The following is a 17,971-nucleotide window of genomic DNA, read 5'->3' on the forward strand; positions in this document are numbered from 1 at the left end:
ACCATGTGGCAATGGCTGGAGCTGGAAGAACAAATCGGCCGTCTCTGGCACCGACTAGTTGGCCAGTCTGAAAGTAGTTACCCACACTATCCTTCGGCCGCCGTTTCGCTGGAATCCATTCATGCAGCGTTGCGCACATTTTTTCATGGTATGGGCGGTGATCACGGTCTGTTACTGACGGCCACAACGCTACAAACGGTACGAAATCGTCCAAGTTGGAAACAGCGCCTGGGTCATCACCAAGAAAAACTGCCGTTGGCGGTACTTGGCCCGGAACGATTATTACTGCCCGCCGAGATTTGCTTGTTCCCAGAAGCATCGCTCAATCGGCAACTCTACTTCTGGTTAGCCGCTTTTTTTGCTATGACAGGCAAGAAAACGCTGATTAGATCAACCAATGTCATTGCGACTGCGCACGCTACCGAGAATGAAATGCAGCAGGCGGCAGCAAGTAGCAGTAAGCAATCCGGACATTTCGACGAAATAAGCCAGCATTGTCATCAATCCGCTTTTTCAAAGGATGATCCATTCCAGACTGATCTTTATTTTCTTCATTGTGCCTGGCAAACCAGTCTTGCTATTTGTCAACGCTATCTGGGCTTAAGAAAAACATATCAGACACTGTGCTCTCATTTACTTCAAACACGTCCACCCCGTTCACTACCGACACAAGAGCACATTGTAGAATCCATTGTACTTGCCCTGCTTGGACAACCGTGTACTGATCCGGCAGCAATCAATTTACTCGCACGCATCCAACAACCCGAACCGGATTTCAGTGATCTGCGTGCAGATAAAGGTTACCACCCGTTTCTGCCAGTGCCATTATGGGGCACGATAGAAATAGATTCACCGTCGGGTACTACCCGAATATTGTCCGCTGATGAAGATCGGGTTGATCATTCTGTCAATCAGGAAGATCGATGCAGTAGAAAAGCCCGGCGGAGAAAATTTGACCAGAGCGAACGTAATGATCCCCTATTACTAAACCGTTTTGAAAAATTGATCACCTGGTCGGAAATGGTGAATGTCAACCGACCAGTAGAAGATGATAATGAAGCAGGCGCTCGAGAAGTAGCTGATTCAATGGAAGAGCTGGCCGTTACTACCCATCGACGGCGCGCCTCCACAGTATTGAAATTTGATCTTGATCTGGCACCAGAAGATACCGATCCAGCCAGCCTGCTTGCGAAACTAACTTACCCTGAATGGGATTATCGCCGCAAACAATATCACGCTGCCCATTGTCAGGTGCTGTGCCGAATCGCCAGTGAAACCGGAGAGCAATGGGAACCCAGTGACGGTGCCCGGCGGCAGTTTCGCCGGATTTGCCGTCAGTTCGAGGCATTACGCCCTCGTAGGGAAATTTTACGCGGCCAGCCGGATGGCGCAGAACTGGATTTGGATGCACTCGTACGCGCCCAAGCGGATCAGGCCGCTCATGGCATGGGTACAGATCGGCTCTATCTTGCTGCACGCGAACAAGCACGAGATCTGGCGGTCGCGGTGCTGGTAGATGTTTCTCTCTCCACAGACAGCTGGATTGGCGGGCGGCGGGTGCTGGATATCGAGAAAGAAGCACTGGTTGCACTGGCCACTGGCATTGCCGCTTGTCAGGATTGTTTTTCAATTCACACCTTTACCTCACGCCAGCGCCATTTTGTGCAAATGACGACTGTGAAAGATTTTAACGAACCTTTCAGCAGCCGGACATTGCGATGTATTGCAGCATTACGGCCAGGATACTACACCCGGATGGGCACAGCATTGCGCCATGTCAGCCAGTTACTGGCGCAACGACCAGAACGTCACCGCCTGATTCTGTTGCTGACTGATGGCAAACCCAACGATCTGGATCATTATGAAGGTCGCTACGGCGTTGAAGATACTCGCCAAGCGGTTATCGAAGCCCGGCGGCAAGGATTGCAATTGTTTGGCATCACCATCGACCATGAAGCACAAGCTTATTTTCCTTATCTGTTCGGCCGTGGTGGCTACGCCATCATCAATCGGCCGGAACGACTCATCAAAATTATTCCGGCACTCTATCGGCAACTGACTGGCTGACGTTCTTCAGAAGTTCCTTGGCTGCTGTCTATTTTATGAACCGCCTGATGGTATCCAGCAGCAGCTCGTTTTCAGGATGATCTTCCAGTGCTGTTTGCCAGATTTTTTCAGCATCCTGTTTAGCACCGGATATCCAGAGTAATTCTCCGTAATGTGCTGCAATCTCAGGGTCAGAGCGCGTATCAAAAGCAAGTTTTATATACTTGATCCCTTTTCTCGGATCACCCATCCGGTAATACACCCAGCCCAGGCTATCCAGAATGTAAGGATCATCAGGAGAGAGCTCAATCGCCTTCTGGACCAGCGCCAATGCCTCCGGCAACTGCTCTCCACGCTCGGCCAGGCTGTAACCCAGTGCATTGTAGGCATGAGCATTATCCGGTTTCAGCTGGATTAATTTACGCAGATCCCGTTCCAGCACATCCAGTTTGCCAATCTTGTCTGCCATCAAGGCGCGATCATAAAGCAGCTCGATTTGTTCCGGATATTTCCGGAGATAGGCATCCAGCAAATCATACGCTCCCCGGAAATCATTATTATCTCGTAGCAACTGTGCTTCGGAGATCAGCAACTGCGTACGTTGCCGCTCATCCGAAACCTGGATCGTCTTCAGATAGTGTCTGGCAGCTACCACGCCATCCCGTTTTGCCAGCAAATAAGCATAGCGCACATGCGCTGGAATATAACGATCTCCACTTGCCACCTTTTGATAGGCATCCATTGCCTGCGCATCACGCTGCGAGATCTCATAGATACGTCCCAGATTGAAATGAATCGTATCGGCATCCTCAAACCCCAGTTGCAAGGCACGTTTGAAATATTTTTCGGCATTTTCCAGATCATCCAGCTCGGCAGATAATAGACCGATTGCCAGCGCGATATCCGGATTGGATGGATTGGCCTGTTCTAGTTTCTGAAATTGTTCACGCCCCCGATCAAATTCTTTTTCCTCCATCAACATGCGGATATAGGCAATTCGCATATCATTGGCTCTGGGAAACCGGTCAAGATACTGACTGTAAAAGGCCTGTGCTTTGTCTGTATCAATTTTCTGCAGAATCTGTCCCTGGTGTACAGCAGCCATTTCCCATTCCGGTCGCAGCTTGAGCGCCTGGCTCATGGCTTCTGATGCCGATTTGAACTGACGGGCAACCCATGCGGCCTGTGAAACAGCGAAATGGGCTTCCGGCAGATCAGGATAGGACGCTGCAAGCTGCCGAATGAGCTTTAGTACTGCCTCCTTGTCTGGATGATGAGACAGAAGCTTGTTAAGCTGCATAAAAGCCTTATCGACGGTTTCCGGCTCAAGCACAAGCAACCGTTCAATATGAGGGCGCACTTTATTCAATTGGCCGGTCGCAACAAACAGCGCTACAGCTGCCTGATGTGCCTGTATGGAATTCGGTTCCAGCGTTGCCCATAAATCAATGGCTTCCCGGGCATCATCGAAACGACGCGCCCGCAGTGCGATATCAGTCGCATGCTCTGCGATTCCCGGGTCGCGTGTTTCCTTTGCCATCCGGATAAAGCTTTCCACAGCAACGCCTGGCTGATTCCGCTGCAAAGCAATTTCTCCCTGCAGGAAATCAAAAAGAAGATCAGCAGTGAGTTCAGTAACGGGTGCTGCATTCTCGGGCGCCTCCGAATCACCCATAACTTTATTTCCTGTCTTGGGAAGCTGGGTACATCCCGCCACGCCCAGCAGCGTTGCTAATAATATCGTCAAAATAACATTCATTTCGTATCGGCCTTCGGCAACTATTTATCTATACTAAGACTTTCAAACAACAAGCCTGGTTCTTGTGATTACGGTATATTCGGTTGGTTTCAATATTCTTTATTTAAAAAAACAATCACTGATCAACTGGTTGATCCACAGAATTTTGCGGGGATGGGTAAGCGCTTACATCCGGAGCAGACTGATCCTGCGCAAATGGATTAAGTGAAACACTCGGGAATCAGGCATCAAGGCATGCTGCCCGGCACATTTTTTTGATCATCGATCTGTTGCGTCCCCTGTCCTCCGGTACCACTGGTAGCCAGAGTGAATTTCCAGCTCTGATAACTCTCGGCATTTTCAAACGCCGCATAATCCGCCGGGAAGCTGGTTCGCTTGATCGGCACATTTGTCGAAAGACTGTAAATACCGATGACCCCCCCATCCTCCTGCCTGATCAGCCCCCAGTTGTGGCTGCCGGTCATCGGATCATAGTAAATTTTTCTGAGATGCCGTTTAACAACCGGGGAACGCTCATCTTTAAGTAATTGTTCCAACGATTCCGGGTAGCGCCCGGCGCCTCCCCCGGCGGCTTGGGAATCATTGTAATAAGATTCAATCGCCCGCCTAAACTGATCTCCCACAAACAGTAATTCCTGCTCCTTCTCCCGCCTGGCTTCTGTTTGCCATACCAATCCGGCGGCAGCCAGCATCACGCCCGCCAGCATAACAGCAAACAACATCCAGATATAAATATATCCCTGTTCTTCTCTGATCCGTTTCATCACCATTTTTCATAAAACGTCCCGTCCAGCGCCTGCTTGTCGGAAATGGTATGTACATCAAATACGCCTTCCATTTCAGGATCAGGAGGTGGTATTTCCACCCAGATATTTTCCCCAGTAATCGGGTCAACCGGTACTGCACGAATATAGCGATCCTCAACCAGCTGATTCAAATCAGCCGGATATTTGCCAGTATCGGCATAATATTTATCGATAGCATCGCGCAAAATACCAAGGTTCTGCCTGAGCACCGTTTCCTTCGCCCGATCAACGGATGTAAAGTAACGTGGCGACACAATGGTGAGCAAAATAGCAATAATTGTCATGACAACCAGCAGCTCGATCAGTGTAAACCCACGCTCACGCAACCGTATAAAATGTCCATCAGGCTGATCTGCATCAACTAGATGATGGCCACTAAAAAAACGGCTTTGAACGATTGATGACAAACCCATCAGCAAATTTTACCATTGGTTATAAGGAATCCCGTTCAACCCCACCTTTTCCGACAATGAATAAACATCATAAACATCGTCCCCTTCTTCAGGATGATCGGGTGAGCTGGCGTAACTGCGCTTACCCCAGGTTTCGGCAGCCATTACATCAGAATCGGGAAACATGGGATCACGCGGCAGCCGGCGCATAAAAAAGATTTTTTTCTTGTCCGGATCCTTGGTATCGTCTACCCCCATCTCCAGATCTTCCAGTTTGCGGGGATAGCCGGTTTCATCAGCTTTCTTCTCCACCCGTCCTTCATCCGCCGCCTGCTTGTAAGCATCAATCGCTGTACGAATCTGACGCAGTGCAGTACGCAACGCCTGCTCCTTTTCTCGCTTGGCGACCATTTCACCTAACGGCATTGCAGCAGAAGCCAGGATTCCCATAATCACCACCACAACCATTAGTTCAACCAGCGTAAAACCTCGACAAGCCTGAAAATGACAGTTTTCTGGAAACACTTTTTGCACGATCGTTTTCAGAGATACCTTTATTGAATCCGGATAGTTGCTGTCGGTGGCACGTCCACTTCAATCGCCTGTCCGGTTTCATCTCGCACCTGCAGATTCTGTAACGCGATTTCGGTTGAACCCGGATTTGTACTAATCACCTTGAAACGTAATACTGCCGTCATTCCAGTAGGTTGATCCCGTCCAAATTTCAGGTTGCGCATGCCGGATTTTTCTCCGCCATCTATCAACTCCAGCGCCTCCGGATCATAGATCAGGTTCAACTCACCGGACAGCATGGAATCCTGTGTCACCAGCCTGACAGTAGTGGTAAATTCCCGTCCCATTGTCACGCTTTCCGGTGCCCGCAATGTCAGCGAAGGTGACGCAACACTTCCTGCCTGGGTGATAGCTTCTTCAAACGGATCAGATTCCGTGCCGAGCAATCCGGCAGATCGTGCCGCCTGGCCAAATGCGGCATAGCCACCACCGACTGAAGCGCTGCCTGAGGATTCCATGGCTAGTGATTGCGGAGCCGTTTTCCGGATAGTAACAGGAAGTTTTCCGGCAGCGCTGGCTGTACCGGAATAAAATTCACTCTCAAAATGGTTGGGCTGAACGACATTACGAATAATATGCGGTGTGATCAGCAAAATTATTTCGGTTTTATTATGTTTCCTGACCTGCTTGGAAAAAATATCCCCCAGTATCGGAATCTCGGTCAGTCCAGCGATACCCGATTTTACCCGGCTCAGATCGTCCTGAATCAATCCGGCAAGTACCTGTGTTTCCCCATCGCGCAATTCCAACACTGTTTCCGCAGTGCGTGTACCGATGACAATGGCTGTGGCCGCATTATCTCCCCCTCCGGATCTCTTCTCGCCCAGATTACTACTGACCTCCAGCAATGCTTTCAGTGTTACCTCATTGTTGGTTCTAACGACTGGTTCAACCTCGAATTTCAATCCGACATCAATATAAGTCGCTGAAGCAGCCGACCCGACATTGGCGGTATTGGTCACGGTGAACACCGGCTCCTTGTTGCCGATATGGATTTTTGCCTTTTCCCGACTTTTAACGCGAATACGGGGATTGGCCAGCACATCCGCGTTAGTCAGCGTTCTGCCAAAATCAATTTTTGCCTGATTACTAATGGTAAAACTCCGCAGACCTTCAAATCCCGCATTCTTGATCATGCTCATTTTCACCACGGAATCAGCTGCCGCCTGGGCAGGTGCACCCACTCCAGGGATGGCGCTGAATGTCACCGAAGTAGGCATATTCGGCCCCAGCTCCAGTGTGTTATCACGCTTCACTTCCAATACAACCACATCCAGCATCACCTCGGGATCAGGAAAATCATTGATTGCAACCAGGCGTTCCACTAACCGGATCATCTCCAGCGTATCTCTGATCACAAACAGGTTGAGTTTTTCGTTAACGTAGATATCACGCGCCTTGACCAGCCCACGGATCATAGCCACCATCTGTTTGACATCGGTATTAGCGACATGGAAGCTGCGCACTACCAGCTCCTGATAATCTTTTTGCTTGGCCGGCGTATCCGGATAAATCAACAGCGTGTTGCTGTTTAACACCTTATAAGCGAGCTGGTTGGTCAGAAGCAACAATTTCAGCACATCTTCAATGGAATTGTCCCGTACAAACATCGAAGCCGTTGCTTCCTGCTGAACATTGCGATCAAACACAAAATTGATACCAGCCGTGCGGGAAATAAGTTCAAATATGGCTTTTAGTGATGTATCACGAAACTCCATGGTAATTGGCTTGCTGAACTCGGAGATCAGGGATAATTCGGATGTCTCGGCCCGTGCAATCCGTTCACTAAGCGCCTTGATCAGCTGCCTGGCTTCGGATTGCATGGGATTATTTGCCAGTACCCCTCTTACGATTTTTTCCGCACCTTCCACGTCATGATGCGCAAGCGCTTCTTTTGCCTGATTCACCAGCACAATATGACGGCGCTCCAGCTCAACTGCTTCCAATCCTTCCCGGGCACGTTCATTATTGACACTGACACCCAGGACTCGTTGATAATCCAGCTCCGCCTGCTCCAAATTGCCTGCCATCCGGAAGCCATCTGCCTCGAATAAAATCTGGCCAATGATGGAATCACGTTCTCTGGCCAGAGTCGCACTCACTTCCCTGTTATCTGGTTCCTCGCGCGCAGCTTGCTCCAGCTTGCTCAATCCTTCTTCCAGCCGACCTTCCGCGATCAGCTGTTTTCCTTCCAGGAAGGAGGGGTTTCGTGTCATTTGTGTTGCACAACCGGTGATCAATACACACAATAGCAGCAGCACAAAAAAATTTCTCCCTCTATTCATGACACCCTTTATGGACAGCTCTAATTGATAAGCAGTGTTTGCCTGACACCCAAGGGAAGATAAATCAGTTCAACTGCATCCTCCTGAATCCGACCAATCCGGTATTCCGCATTGATCCTTTCCCCCACACCAGCAACATAATTTTGATCTGCCTGGGCCAGAAATATCCGGGTTTTTCCTTCCGCAACCACTCGACCCAGATATTCAAACTGTAATGGTGGCGCAGAGGGTGTCGGCGGCTGTCGCCTGACTTCTTCCTGCCTGGATTGGAGAATTTGCGGGTTAAAACTGCTATCTACAGCAGTGCGTTTCGGCACCCAGGAAGTCACAGCAAATATATCATCTGCCCTGGCACTAAATTTTCGTTTTCCCAATTGATCGACCGGCAACGTTTCACGGGTTTGTCCAACAGTGTGTTTGTCGCCTGAAGAACCAGATACCGGTTGTACTGCCTGTACTACATCATCCACAGCCTGTTCACTCTCATCATCAACCAGCAATGCTGCTAGTACAGTAGCCGCCAGAGCACCCCAGAGCATCCATTTCCGATAAACCGCGCTGGCCATATCAGATCCCGCAACCAGATTCAGCAATTGACGAGATACATCCAGTAGATAAGCGAGGCTGTGAGCACCGCGTAGTGCTGCAGCTCATCCGAGCAGCCATTTAATCAGCGTCTCCCTAATAGTCATTCAGATAAAGGTACATATTCAAGCGTGCCTCCACACGGCCAGTCTGTACGGTTTCACGTTTAATCGCGATATCCGCCAGCGCCAGTGTTGGCATCGCCTGCAGCGCTTCTGCAAGAAACGCACGAATCTGGGGGTAAGTTCCGCGCAATGGCAACTGAATCTCATAACGGATCAGCTTAGATTCTTTTTCCATCGTCAGCCGGTAATCACTGCTGTTCAATTCCACGCTACTGTCTCGCGCAATCCTATCAAGCTCACTGATCCAGTACGGGGAGGAATCACTGCGCGGAAGAAAATCATAAAAAACCTGCAGGGCCTGGCTGTCACTCAGCCCTGCCTGTCTCACAGAATCAGGTTGCTCCTGTTGCTGTACCGTTTGCACCCTGTTTTTTAATTCCTTCAGGGTCTGCTGTTGGGGCAATACGGCCGCCATAAAAAATACCAGTGTCAGCACAAGCAATCCCGCTCCCGTCTTGCCAATAGTACCCAGACAGGTAGCATGCCAGCGTATCCTGACCAGCCAGTTTTCTAAAATAATTCGTGCCACGTTGCCATGATTGAAAAAACAATAGGGTGATGCGAATCATCCTGCCGGGTTTTATAACTGGCCAGATGCACATTCCTAAATACAGGTTCCTGTTCCAGTGCCTGAACATATTCCACCAGGCCGGCAAGATTTCTTGCCTCACCTGAAATACGGACAGTACGCCCGGATACACTGGGCTGCAGCGACAGCAGTGCAACTTCCTTACTGGCGGCCAGCTCCAGCGAATCAAACAACGCTTCCCAGGGAAAATTGAGCTGGCGTAAAATATCATTTACCTGTTCGAGTTCCTGCTGTGTTGCTTTGTTAATACGTGCCATTGGTGTTCTGGGTTGCCTGGTATGCTTCTGCTGCTGGGTCATACGTACTTCGCGCGATTCCCAGTAAGTGATCTTCGACATGGTTTGCTTGAGCTGGTAAACCGCACTCAGCAGCAATGCAACGCCTAGCAGCAGCAACATATAATCGGCCACCGGGAGCCGCTGTCCGCGATAGGGGAAATTTAGCTTTAGACTACGCATGATTCTGCCTGTCATCCACCTTTTTTATCCACGGGAAATGTGCAGGCACAGGATAGCTTTCATCCGGCCAGTGCACAAATTGCCAGCGAGAATCATATACATCAGGAAGTGGCCTGGCCAATTCGGGAGCAAACACATAAACCCGCTCTCTCAGTTGACCTGAACTGGACATGATCGACTCCTGCACCAGTGCCGATAACAGTTCTTCCTGCAAATTCTCTACTACTTTCTGATTGCGCACACCGCACCACACGCCATCAAGCAATGAAACCAGGCAGAAACGCCCCGATTCCACCAGAACAAACCATATCTGCTTGTCATTCAACTGCTTTGACCAGTGATCCAGTGCCGCAGCGAGATAGGGCTCTATGTGCACAAGTAGCATTTCATGACGCTGTGCCAGTGCTTCCAGTTCTGATTGCAAATCGCGGGCAATGGCCGCGCATAATGTCCCGCCGTGGGGATCCCATATGCCAAGACTGAGCTCCCAGTTATCAACATGTTCACCATAGATTTCACGCATCTGGAAACCAGCATAAGCCATCAGTTCATCCGGATTCGCCGGCGAAGACTGTGGTGCAATAACACCATAACGAACAAAGTAATTGGATAGCGTGATGTGTAGTTCAGCACCTCGTCTGAAACTGTCATCCACCTGCCCGATCATCTGCTCCAGTACTTGCAAGGGAGCCTGCCACTGGCTTGCAGCATTCGCCTGACCACAAGTACCCGACTGCCTGAAGCGCTGCATGGGCTTGATGCCACGGGCAAAACCCACCAGATTGACCCGGCCGGGTGCCAAAAAAACCTGCATACAGTTACGCCACAACCGTGACACGATTAGCCTCCTGTAAGCTGGTTTGCCCGGATTTCACCATATCCAGCGCTGCTTCACGCAAAAAATGGGTGCCATTCAGCCGGGCAGCTTCCTTGATCCGACGAATAGGTGCCTGCGCGATAATCAGCTCACGGATTTCATCGTTCAACAGCAAGATCTCAGCAATGGCGCTGCGCCCGCGATAACCACTGCCTCGGCAGTGCCCGCAACCTTTTGCAGAGTTGAAATCAAACTGTTCCGCCTGTTCCAAAGGAATCCCCGATTCCTCGATCATCTGATGATCCGGTTGCTCAGAAACCATGCAATTTGGGCATAACAAACGCACCAGCCGCTGTGCCACGATACCGTTCAGTGCCGAAACAAAGCTGTAGGGATCCACTCCCATGTGCGCAAACCGGCCGATTACATCAAATACATTGTTGGCATGCACTGTGGTAAACACCAAGTGCCCCGTCAATGCAGCCTGAATAGCGATTTGTGCGGTTTCAGCATCACGGATTTCTCCCACCATGATCTTGTCGGGGTCATGCCGCAAAATTGAACGCAGCCCTCGGGCAAATGTCAATCCTTTTTTTTCGTTAACGGGTATCTGCAGCACACCCGGCAATTGGTATTCGATCGGATCTTCGATAGTGATGATTTTGTCCTGGCCGTGGTTAACTTCAGAAATAGCAGCATAGAGCGAAGTTGTTTTGCCGCTGCCGGTCGGCCCGGTTACCAGCAGCATGCCATATGGTTCTGCGCTGAGACGACGTATGCTGGCAATAGCAGCGACATTGAATCCCAACTGATTCAGTGTCAACCCTTCAATATGATCGGTCAGCGCCTGACGGTCCAGAATTCGCAGCACCGCATCTTCCCCAAAAATGCTGGGCATGACCGACACGCGAAAATCAATTTCCCTGCCCTGGATGGATACCTTGAAGCGACCATCCTGCGGAATGCGGCGTTCGGCAATATCCAGATCCGACATTACCTTGATGCGGGAAATCACCTGTTCAGCCAGATCCGTCCCCTGCATCGTACCAATGCTGGTGAGTACGCCGTCGATCCGGTATCTGATGGACAGCGCACCTGGCGTGGTTTCCAGATGGATATCGCTTGCCTGAGATTTATGTGCATCGTACAGTGTTGAATGCACCAGGCGCACCACCTGGCTGGTACCTTCATGTATCGTTTTGAGCGACAACTCCTCAATACCAGTTTGAATCAGGTTTTCCCGGGCAGAAGTCAGAACATTATCCATCGCGCGCATACTCTGTTCCTGCTGCGCAAAAAAGGCAGCCAGATCTGCTGGATGTACCAGATGCCACAGCGCATTGACCGGCACATATTCTTCCACCCAGTCACGCAGGCTCGGCCGGAATGGATCACTGACGGCAAGCAGATACGACTGATCCGGTTTTTGCAACAACACGCACTCATGCTTGACCGCCTGAGCAAAAGGCAACTTGTCAAAAGCCGGATATAACGCATGCAAATCGCTCATGGAGAGCATCGGCACACGCAGTGCTCTACTTAGTGCGACTATCAGTTCATCCGGAGTACCTTGCCAGGTTTCTTCCAGCACCTTGATCAGCGACGTACCATGGATGACAGCCTGCTCCCGTGCCTGGCGAAGTTGGGCTGCATCAATTACCGGTTGGTCCAGCAGGGCGACCTGCGTCTGCGTCAATTGATACTCCCGGCCAGCTCAAAAATTGGCAGATACATGAGAATGATGATACCGCCGATGACAGTTCCGATTACTGCCATCAACAGCGGCTCGATCAGTTTGGTGGTCCACTCAACCCAGCGCCCGATTTCTTCATCGTGAAAATTGCCGATACGCTCCATCATGTCGCCCATCATGCCGGTACGCTCACCCACCCGCAACATGCGGCTGCCCACTGCAGTAGTCAGTTCTGCACGCTGCATCGCACTGGAAATAGTGCTACCTTCACGAATCAGTGTTGCGGCAATTTTTACGCGGGGACGAAAATGTGGTTGCAACAGATCACTGACCATTTCCAGCGCCTGTGTCACGGGAATCCCGCCACGCAGCAACATGCCCAGCGTTTTATAGAAACGGGCAAGCTGGTAAACCCGCATCCGCTCGCCAATTGCCGGAATACGCCATAGCGCTTGCAACAGGTGCGCCCGAACTTGCGGTTGTGAAAGTGTGTAAAACACGGCGGCCAGCATAACCGTTACAACGCCTGCCAGCATCCAGCCGTTTTTTTGCACCAGATGCCCCCATTCGATTAACAGCATGGACATCCAGGGCAGATCCGTACTCATATCTTCATAGATGGCACTGAATTTTGGCACAACAAACACCAACAGAAAAATGGCCACCAGCCCCCCCAGCACCAGCAGCAAAACCGGATAGATGGATGCACCCACCAGTTTCTTGCGAACCAGATCCATTTGTGACTGGTAAGTCAGATAACGTGTCAGCGCTTCTGCCAGATCTCCCGTTTGCTCGCTGGCGCGAATCGTGGCGACGTACAGCGGCGGAAATGTTTGCGGATGAGATTCCAGAGCACGCGAGAGTGTCATCCCCTCATGCAATCGCACCAATATCTGCTGCAGCAATTCGCGCACCGCACTGTCTTCTTCTTTCTCAACCAGGGTTTCAATCCCCTCCACCAGATTCAGGCCGGCTGTCAGCAAGGCAAGCAGTTCCTGGGAGAAATTAGATAACGGAAACCGCGAACGCGGCCTGGAAAACAAGCTTGAGAAATTCCGCCGGATACTCAGTACCACGCCACCCTGGGCGCTAATCTGATTGCGAACATCGGCTTCGCTGGCCGCCTCAAGTTCAAGCAGCACAGCGCCTTTTCCGGTCAGTAAAGCTTTTACTGTGTAGCGCATCAATGGGATTGAATACGGCTACCAGTTGGTGATATCCGCATCCTCACCGCTACCACCTGGCTGACCGTCCTTACCAAATGAGAACAAATCAAAATCACTCTGTGTCCCCGGATATTTATACTGATAAGGCTTGCCCCATGGATCTGCTGGTAAACGTTTACTCAAATAAGGCCCTTGCCATTTCGGCTCGTTGGTGGGCGCAGTAAGCAGTGCGTTTAACCCCTGCTCAGTGCTGGGATATGTTCCGACATCCAGTCGATACTGATGCAGCGCCTTTTCCAGAGAATCTATTTGCGCCTGGGCCATTTTGATTTCAGATTTACCTACCTGTGAAAAATACTTGGGGCCAACATAAGCCGCCAGCAGGCCAATAATCACCATGACAACCAGCAATTCGAGCAAAGTGAATCCGCGTTCATAAACCACACGCAACCGGATGTTTGATACATGCTTCATATTTCGATGCCCCCTGAATTTGGATTTTTCCGGAAAACTCTCCGAAAGAGCGTAAACAAGTACGCAGATAAGCAAAAGGAACATGATCTGGAAATTGGGGATACCGACAAATTTGACGGATTACCAACACAAAACCGGAAGTTGCATAATGCAAAGCAATGACACGTAGCATAATACTACCCTTGCACCCTTTCTCATCCCCGCATTTAACGACGATCGGGAATGGAAGTGTATCCCCCATTACCACAGCCAGGCTCTGATATTTTTGTGCTCAATATAGTAGAGTTGCGTTCCATCATGGTCAAGCAGGAAAATATGACATTTGTTCCCGGGATTGAATTACATCCATCAGCCAACTCAGAACATCTACACACCTTCTGATAAACCTGAAGGACTCTAAAAATGAAATTACAATTTACGAAAATGCACGGGCTGGGAAATGATTTCATTGTCATCAATGCAATCAACCAGCCAGCCAGCCTCACTTTCCTGGATCCTGCCACGATTCGCCGGCTGGCAGATCGTCATTTCGGCATTGGGTTCGATCAACTACTGATTGTGGAACAGGCCAGGGAAGGTGGAGATTTTCGCTATCGTATCTTCAACGCCGATGGTGGAGAAGTTGAACAATGCGGCAATGGCGCCCGCTGCTTTGCCCGCTTTGTGCGTGACTACAATCTGACTGACAAAAATACGATCCGCGTGGAAACCGCTCGCGGCATCATCACGCCGACGATCGAAAACAATGGTGAAGTTTCCGTCAATATGGGAGTTCCCCAGTTTGAACCGGCTGAGATTCCTTTTCAGGCTGCACAGCGTATGCCTGTTTACCCATTGCAAATCGGCGACAAAACCATTGAAATCTCTGCTGTCTCGATAGGGAACCCTCATGCCGTGCAAATCATTCCAGATATTGATCTGGCACCGGTCACAACTGAAGGCCCCAAAATTGAAGCCCACCCACTTTTTCCTGAAAGAGTTAACGCCGGCTTTATGCAGATTATTGACCGCGCGCATATCCGGCTACGTGTTTTTGAACGCGGAACCGGCGAAACATTGGCCTGCGGTACCGGCGCCTGTGCTGCCGTTGTCTGCGGCATTCTGCGCGGCCTTCTGGATACGACAGTACAGGTAGCCATGCACGGCGGCAATCTCCAGATTCGCTGGGACGGAAAAGACAAGCCTGTCTGGATGACCGGGCCGGCTATTACCGTATTTGAAGGCACAATTGATCTGTAAACACCCACTCATCCTATCATGCGCACGCTGATTACTTACATCATGGTCTTCCCGAAGCGCAGCGCATTCGTACTGATTGCTCTGCTGCTGGCAGGCGTCGCCGAGGCACTTAGTCTGACTGCGTTGCTTCCCCTGTTGTCCATTGCAGTAGGCGAATCGGTTGATTCCAAAATGGGCCAACTGATCGTTAATATGCTGCATGAGATCGGACTGGAGCCCACACTGGAAACCATTCTGCTGGTTATCGTTGGCGGCATGTTCCTCAAGGGCGCTATTCTACTGCTGACCAACCAGCAAGTCGGTCATACCGTCGCCCATGTTGCTACCGCGCTGCGGCTGGATCTGATCAAGGCGCTGCTTGCCAGTCGCTGGCAATACTATCTGCGTCAGCCCGCCGGTGCGCTGGCAAATTCAATTGCCACCGAAGCCTATCGTGCCGCCAACGGTTTTGAGCACAGTGTCAATGTACTGGCGCTGGCAATTGAGGCACTGGTATACAGCATCGTGGCCTTATTCATTTCCTGGGAGGCGACGTTGGGATCGCTGATCATCGGAGCGATCCTATTTATGGTATTGCACCGGCTGGTCAGGGCAACCAAACGCGCCGGTAATAAGCAGACTCATTTGCTGCGTCATTTGCTGACCTATCTATCTGATGTGCTCGGTTCGGTGAAATCTCTGAAAGCAATGGCGCGTGATAATGTGGCCGATGTTATTCTCCGCGAACAAACCCGGCTGCTGGAAAAAGCCACGCGTAAAGAGGTAACCAACCGGGCGGCTCTGCTGGCCTTGCAGGAACCCATTCTGGCCGCTCTGACCGCAAGCGGCCTCTACCTCGCACTGGTTATCTGGAAATTGTCCCTGCCTGAAGTCATGGTCATGGTATTTCTACTGACCCGGGTGCTGGGATTACTGAATAAAACCCAGCGCCGCTATCAGCAGCTTGTGGCACAGGAAAGTGCCTATTGGGCCTTGCGCAGTGCTGCTGAGGAAGCGCGTATGGAGGCAGAAAGATCAACTGGTACATTGATACCGACCCTGGAACAGGGTCTGAACCTGCGACATATTGTCTTCAGCTATGAACGAAAAACCATATTCAGTGATTTGAATATAGAAATACCAGTTCATTCGTTCACCGCTCTCATTGGTTCTTCAGGTGCTGGCAAAAGCACATTGCTTGATCTGCTCTGCGGACTGGCCGAACCAGAATCCGGTGAAATCCTGATTGATGGCGTATCCTTGCACAACATTGATCTGCGTCACTGGCGGCATATGATTGGCTATGTTTCCCAGGATACGGTATTGCTGCATGATACTATCTTGAGCAATATTCTCGTGGGTGATTCCACCATCAGCGTCGAGGATGCGGAACGCGCGCTCAGACAGGCTGGTGCATGGGATTTCGTCAATTCACTTCCCGATGGGATTCATACTATTGTCGGAGAACGCGGCGGCATGCTGTCCGGTGGACAACGACAACGCATCGCCATTGCCAGAGCACTGGCTCATCAGCCGAAACTGTTATTGCTGGATGAGCCCACCAGTGCACTGGATCCGGAAAGTGAACGCATTATCTGCACAACGCTGCAGAATCTATCAAAGGAATTCACGATCATTGTTGTCTCCCATCAACCCGCAGTGATTAACGCGGCCAACCGGGTATTCATTGTCTCAAATGGCAAAGCAGAATTATTGTCGGATACCGGCCTGCCCGCTGTTACGGATTTGAAAGAAGAGATTTAATCCGGCCAACTCGCGCAGCGTAGACCTGACGCTTGATCCGCATCGGTAAATCCGTGTCCCCAGCATGTGATTGACCGAGTTGCATGGCAATCGCGCCCGCATCGACGCTATTTGCGGCCTGCAGTGCCTTGCTTAAATGCTCCGCCTGCGGGTAGGGTTGATCAGCAAAACCTGGCCGCCCGTGAAAATCGCTGGCACACGCCTGCAAAAAAGCCTGGAAGCGCACTTTTTTGCGATAGGCATCTGTTGCCTGCAGCATATCGGCAATGGTACTAGGGCGCAATTCCAGTGCCCGGTGAACATCGCCATGAAAACGCGCCACCAGCAGCGCCAGATCCCTGGATTCTCGCGGCACCCGGATACGCTCACACAAATCCATGACCAGTTCCACACCGCGCGCTTCGTGACCGATATGACGCGGCCATTCATCAGGAGGTGTCGTGCCCTTCCCCAGATCGTGGGTCAATCCGGCAAAACGTACTTCAAGCGGATACTGCTGCGATGCAGCATAATCAATAACCATCATGACGTGAATGCCGGTATCGATTTCAGGGTGCGCATGTGCGGGCTGCGGCACGCCGAATAATGCATCCACTTCAGGCAAAATACGGGCGAGCGCACGACATTCCCGCAAAACGTGGAACATACGCGAAGGATGCTGTTCCATCAGGCCATGGGCTATTTCCTGCCAGACCCGCTCCGCGACCAGCGCCTCCGTCTCACCGGTATGAACAATCTCTTTCATCAGTTCAAACGTTTCCGGTGCGACCTGGAAACCAAAGCGGGCAGCAAACCGTGCAACCCGCAGCACTCTCACGGGATCTTCAACAAATGCTGGGCCGATATGACGCAGGATACCTGCCTGCAAATCGGCAATTCCACCAAACGGATCAATAATATTGCCGGCTTCATCTCTCGCGATGGCGTTAATTGTCAAATCGCGCCGGGCCAGGTCTTCCTGCAGCGTCACTTCGGGCGTGGCGTAAATCGCAAAACCCTTGTACCCTCGAGCGATTTTTCGTTCAGTCCGCGCCAGCGCGTACTGTTCGTGTGTTTCAGGATGCAGGAATACCGGAAAATCCTTGCCTACCGGACGATAGCCCTGGCGGATCATATCTTCCGGCGTAGCACCCACCACCACATAATCCTGATCCTTGACAGGTAAGCCCAGCAGTTCATCACGTACTGAGCCTCCTACCCGATAAATCTTCATACTCGATA

Annotated in this window: 17 protein-coding genes; 4 read left to right on the forward strand and 13 right to left on the reverse strand. The window is 50.9% G+C overall.

The annotated features are described in order from the left end of the window. Positions 1 to 3: 3 nt before the first annotated feature. Positions 4 to 2,067: a nitric oxide reductase activation protein NorD gene (locus C8R14_RS06015; protein WP_011633636.1), complete on the forward strand. Its 2,064-nt coding sequence runs from the start codon at positions 4 to 6 to the stop codon at positions 2,065 to 2,067. A 28-nt stretch (positions 2,068 to 2,095) separates the two neighbouring features. Here C8R14_RS06015 and C8R14_RS06020 read toward each other — a convergent pair whose 3' ends face one another. From C8R14_RS06020 to gspG, 12 genes are all read right to left on the reverse strand, one after another. Then, the gene (locus C8R14_RS06020; RefSeq protein WP_242500195.1) at positions 2,096 to 3,793 is read right to left on the reverse strand and encodes a tetratricopeptide repeat protein; all 1,698 of its coding nucleotides are present in this window, start codon (positions 3,791 to 3,793) and stop codon (positions 2,096 to 2,098) included. Between the two features lie 239 nt (positions 3,794 to 4,032). Next, on the reverse strand, positions 4,033 to 4,569 hold the full coding sequence (locus C8R14_RS06025; RefSeq protein ID WP_011633634.1) for a type II secretion system protein: 537 nt from the start codon (positions 4,567 to 4,569) through the stop codon (positions 4,033 to 4,035). Further along, positions 4,569 to 5,024 (reverse strand): type II secretion system protein, encoded by a 456-nt coding sequence (locus C8R14_RS06030; RefSeq protein WP_011633633.1) that lies wholly within the window; start codon positions 5,022 to 5,024, stop codon positions 4,569 to 4,571. Before C8R14_RS06030 ends, C8R14_RS06025 begins: the two co-directional genes overlap by 1 nt. Positions 5,025 to 5,033: 9 nt before the next feature. Continuing rightward, positions 5,034 to 5,537: a prepilin-type N-terminal cleavage/methylation domain-containing protein gene (locus tag C8R14_RS06035; RefSeq protein ID WP_011633632.1), complete on the reverse strand. Its 504-nt coding sequence runs from the start codon at positions 5,535 to 5,537 to the stop codon at positions 5,034 to 5,036. Between the two features lie 20 nt (positions 5,538 to 5,557). Next, positions 5,558 to 7,792: a secretin GspD/PilQ domain-containing protein gene (locus tag C8R14_RS06040; RefSeq protein WP_242500194.1), complete on the reverse strand. Its 2,235-nt coding sequence runs from the start codon at positions 7,790 to 7,792 to the stop codon at positions 5,558 to 5,560. Between the two features lie 89 nt (positions 7,793 to 7,881). After that, positions 7,882 to 8,427 carry a hypothetical protein gene (locus C8R14_RS06045; protein ID WP_011633630.1) on the reverse strand — a complete coding sequence of 182 codons (546 nt, stop codon included), beginning with the start codon at positions 8,425 to 8,427 and terminating at the stop codon, positions 7,882 to 7,884. A gap of 115 nt (positions 8,428 to 8,542) precedes the next feature. Beyond that, positions 8,543 to 9,100 carry a type 4a pilus biogenesis protein PilO gene (locus C8R14_RS06050; RefSeq protein WP_011633629.1) on the reverse strand — a complete coding sequence of 186 codons (558 nt, stop codon included), beginning with the start codon at positions 9,098 to 9,100 and terminating at the stop codon, positions 8,543 to 8,545. Continuing rightward, positions 9,082 to 9,618, reverse strand: a complete 537-nt coding sequence (locus tag C8R14_RS06055) for a PilN domain-containing protein (protein WP_011633628.1) — start codon at positions 9,616 to 9,618, stop codon at positions 9,082 to 9,084. Before C8R14_RS06055 ends, C8R14_RS06050 begins: the two co-directional genes overlap by 19 nt. Then, positions 9,611 to 10,456 (reverse strand): hypothetical protein, encoded by an 846-nt coding sequence (locus tag C8R14_RS06060; RefSeq protein ID WP_011633627.1) that lies wholly within the window; start codon positions 10,454 to 10,456, stop codon positions 9,611 to 9,613. The genes C8R14_RS06055 and C8R14_RS06060 overlap by 8 nt, the downstream gene beginning before the upstream one ends. Further along, positions 10,437 to 12,131 carry a GspE/PulE family protein gene (locus C8R14_RS06065; RefSeq protein WP_011633626.1) on the reverse strand — a complete coding sequence of 565 codons (1,695 nt, stop codon included), beginning with the start codon at positions 12,129 to 12,131 and terminating at the stop codon, positions 10,437 to 10,439. Before C8R14_RS06065 ends, C8R14_RS06060 begins: the two co-directional genes overlap by 20 nt. Further along, positions 12,128 to 13,312 (reverse strand): type II secretion system F family protein, encoded by a 1,185-nt coding sequence (locus C8R14_RS06070; RefSeq protein ID WP_011633625.1) that lies wholly within the window; start codon positions 13,310 to 13,312, stop codon positions 12,128 to 12,130. Before C8R14_RS06070 ends, C8R14_RS06065 begins: the two co-directional genes overlap by 4 nt. Positions 13,313 to 13,330: 18 nt before the next feature. Then, the gene (gene gspG / locus C8R14_RS06075) at positions 13,331 to 13,768 is read right to left on the reverse strand and encodes a type II secretion system major pseudopilin GspG (RefSeq protein WP_011633624.1); all 438 of its coding nucleotides are present in this window, start codon (positions 13,766 to 13,768) and stop codon (positions 13,331 to 13,333) included. Positions 13,769 to 13,990: 222 nt separating this feature from the next. Here gspG and C8R14_RS13505 point away from each other — a divergent pair, with 222 nt between their 5' ends. From C8R14_RS13505 to C8R14_RS06085, 3 genes are read left to right on the forward strand one after another with little or no spacing between them, the layout of a single operon-like run. Beyond that, positions 13,991 to 14,149 (forward strand): hypothetical protein, encoded by a 159-nt coding sequence (locus C8R14_RS13505; protein ID WP_160803448.1) that lies wholly within the window; start codon positions 13,991 to 13,993, stop codon positions 14,147 to 14,149. A 21-nt stretch (positions 14,150 to 14,170) separates the two neighbouring features. Then, positions 14,171 to 15,007, forward strand: a complete 837-nt coding sequence (gene dapF / locus C8R14_RS06080) for a diaminopimelate epimerase (RefSeq protein ID WP_011633623.1) — start codon at positions 14,171 to 14,173, stop codon at positions 15,005 to 15,007. A gap of 18 nt (positions 15,008 to 15,025) precedes the next feature. After that, on the forward strand, positions 15,026 to 16,750 hold the full coding sequence (locus tag C8R14_RS06085; protein WP_011633622.1) for an ABC transporter ATP-binding protein: 1,725 nt from the start codon (positions 15,026 to 15,028) through the stop codon (positions 16,748 to 16,750). On the opposite strand, the gene C8R14_RS06090 is transcribed toward C8R14_RS06085, so the two are convergent. Continuing rightward, entirely contained in the window at positions 16,725 to 17,963 is a 1,239-nt protein-coding gene (locus C8R14_RS06090) for a multifunctional CCA addition/repair protein (protein WP_011633621.1), read from the reverse strand. The two genes, C8R14_RS06085 and C8R14_RS06090, sit on opposite strands and share 26 nt — an antisense overlap. Positions 17,964 to 17,971 lie beyond the last annotated feature (8 nt).

It is taken from the genome of Nitrosomonas eutropha, assembly GCF_003201195.1.
GTDB lineage: Bacteria > Pseudomonadota > Gammaproteobacteria > Burkholderiales > Nitrosomonadaceae > Nitrosomonas > Nitrosomonas eutropha.

Excerpts from the sequence above, each read along its gene's own strand:
- C8R14_RS06015 (WP_011633636.1), top strand. The coding sequence starts at position 4 with ATGTGGCAATGGCTGGAGCTGGAAGAACAAATCGGCCGTCTCTGGCAC.
- C8R14_RS06025 (WP_011633634.1), bottom strand. The coding sequence starts at position 4,569 with ATGAAACGGATCAGAGAAGAACAGGGATATATTTATATCTGGATGTTG.
- C8R14_RS06030 (WP_011633633.1), bottom strand. The coding sequence starts at position 5,024 with ATGGGTTTGTCATCAATCGTTCAAAGCCGTTTTTTTAGTGGCCATCAT.
- C8R14_RS06040 (WP_242500194.1), bottom strand. The coding sequence starts at position 7,792 with ATGACACGAAACCCCTCCTTCCTGGAAGGAAAACAGCTGATCGCGGAA.
- C8R14_RS06045 (WP_011633630.1), bottom strand. The coding sequence starts at position 8,427 with ATGGCCAGCGCGGTTTATCGGAAATGGATGCTCTGGGGTGCTCTGGCG.
- C8R14_RS06055 (WP_011633628.1), bottom strand. The coding sequence starts at position 9,618 with ATGCGTAGTCTAAAGCTAAATTTCCCCTATCGCGGACAGCGGCTCCCG.
- C8R14_RS06070 (WP_011633625.1), bottom strand. The coding sequence starts at position 13,312 with ATGCGCTACACAGTAAAAGCTTTACTGACCGGAAAAGGCGCTGTGCTG.
- gspG (WP_011633624.1), bottom strand. The coding sequence starts at position 13,768 with ATGAAGCATGTATCAAACATCCGGTTGCGTGTGGTTTATGAACGCGGA.
- C8R14_RS13505 (WP_160803448.1), top strand. The coding sequence starts at position 13,991 with ATGGAAGTGTATCCCCCATTACCACAGCCAGGCTCTGATATTTTTGTG.
- dapF (WP_011633623.1), top strand. The coding sequence starts at position 14,171 with ATGAAATTACAATTTACGAAAATGCACGGGCTGGGAAATGATTTCATT.
- C8R14_RS06085 (WP_011633622.1), top strand. The coding sequence starts at position 15,026 with ATGCGCACGCTGATTACTTACATCATGGTCTTCCCGAAGCGCAGCGCA.
- C8R14_RS06090 (WP_011633621.1), bottom strand. The coding sequence starts at position 17,963 with ATGAAGATTTATCGGGTAGGAGGCTCAGTACGTGATGAACTGCTGGGC.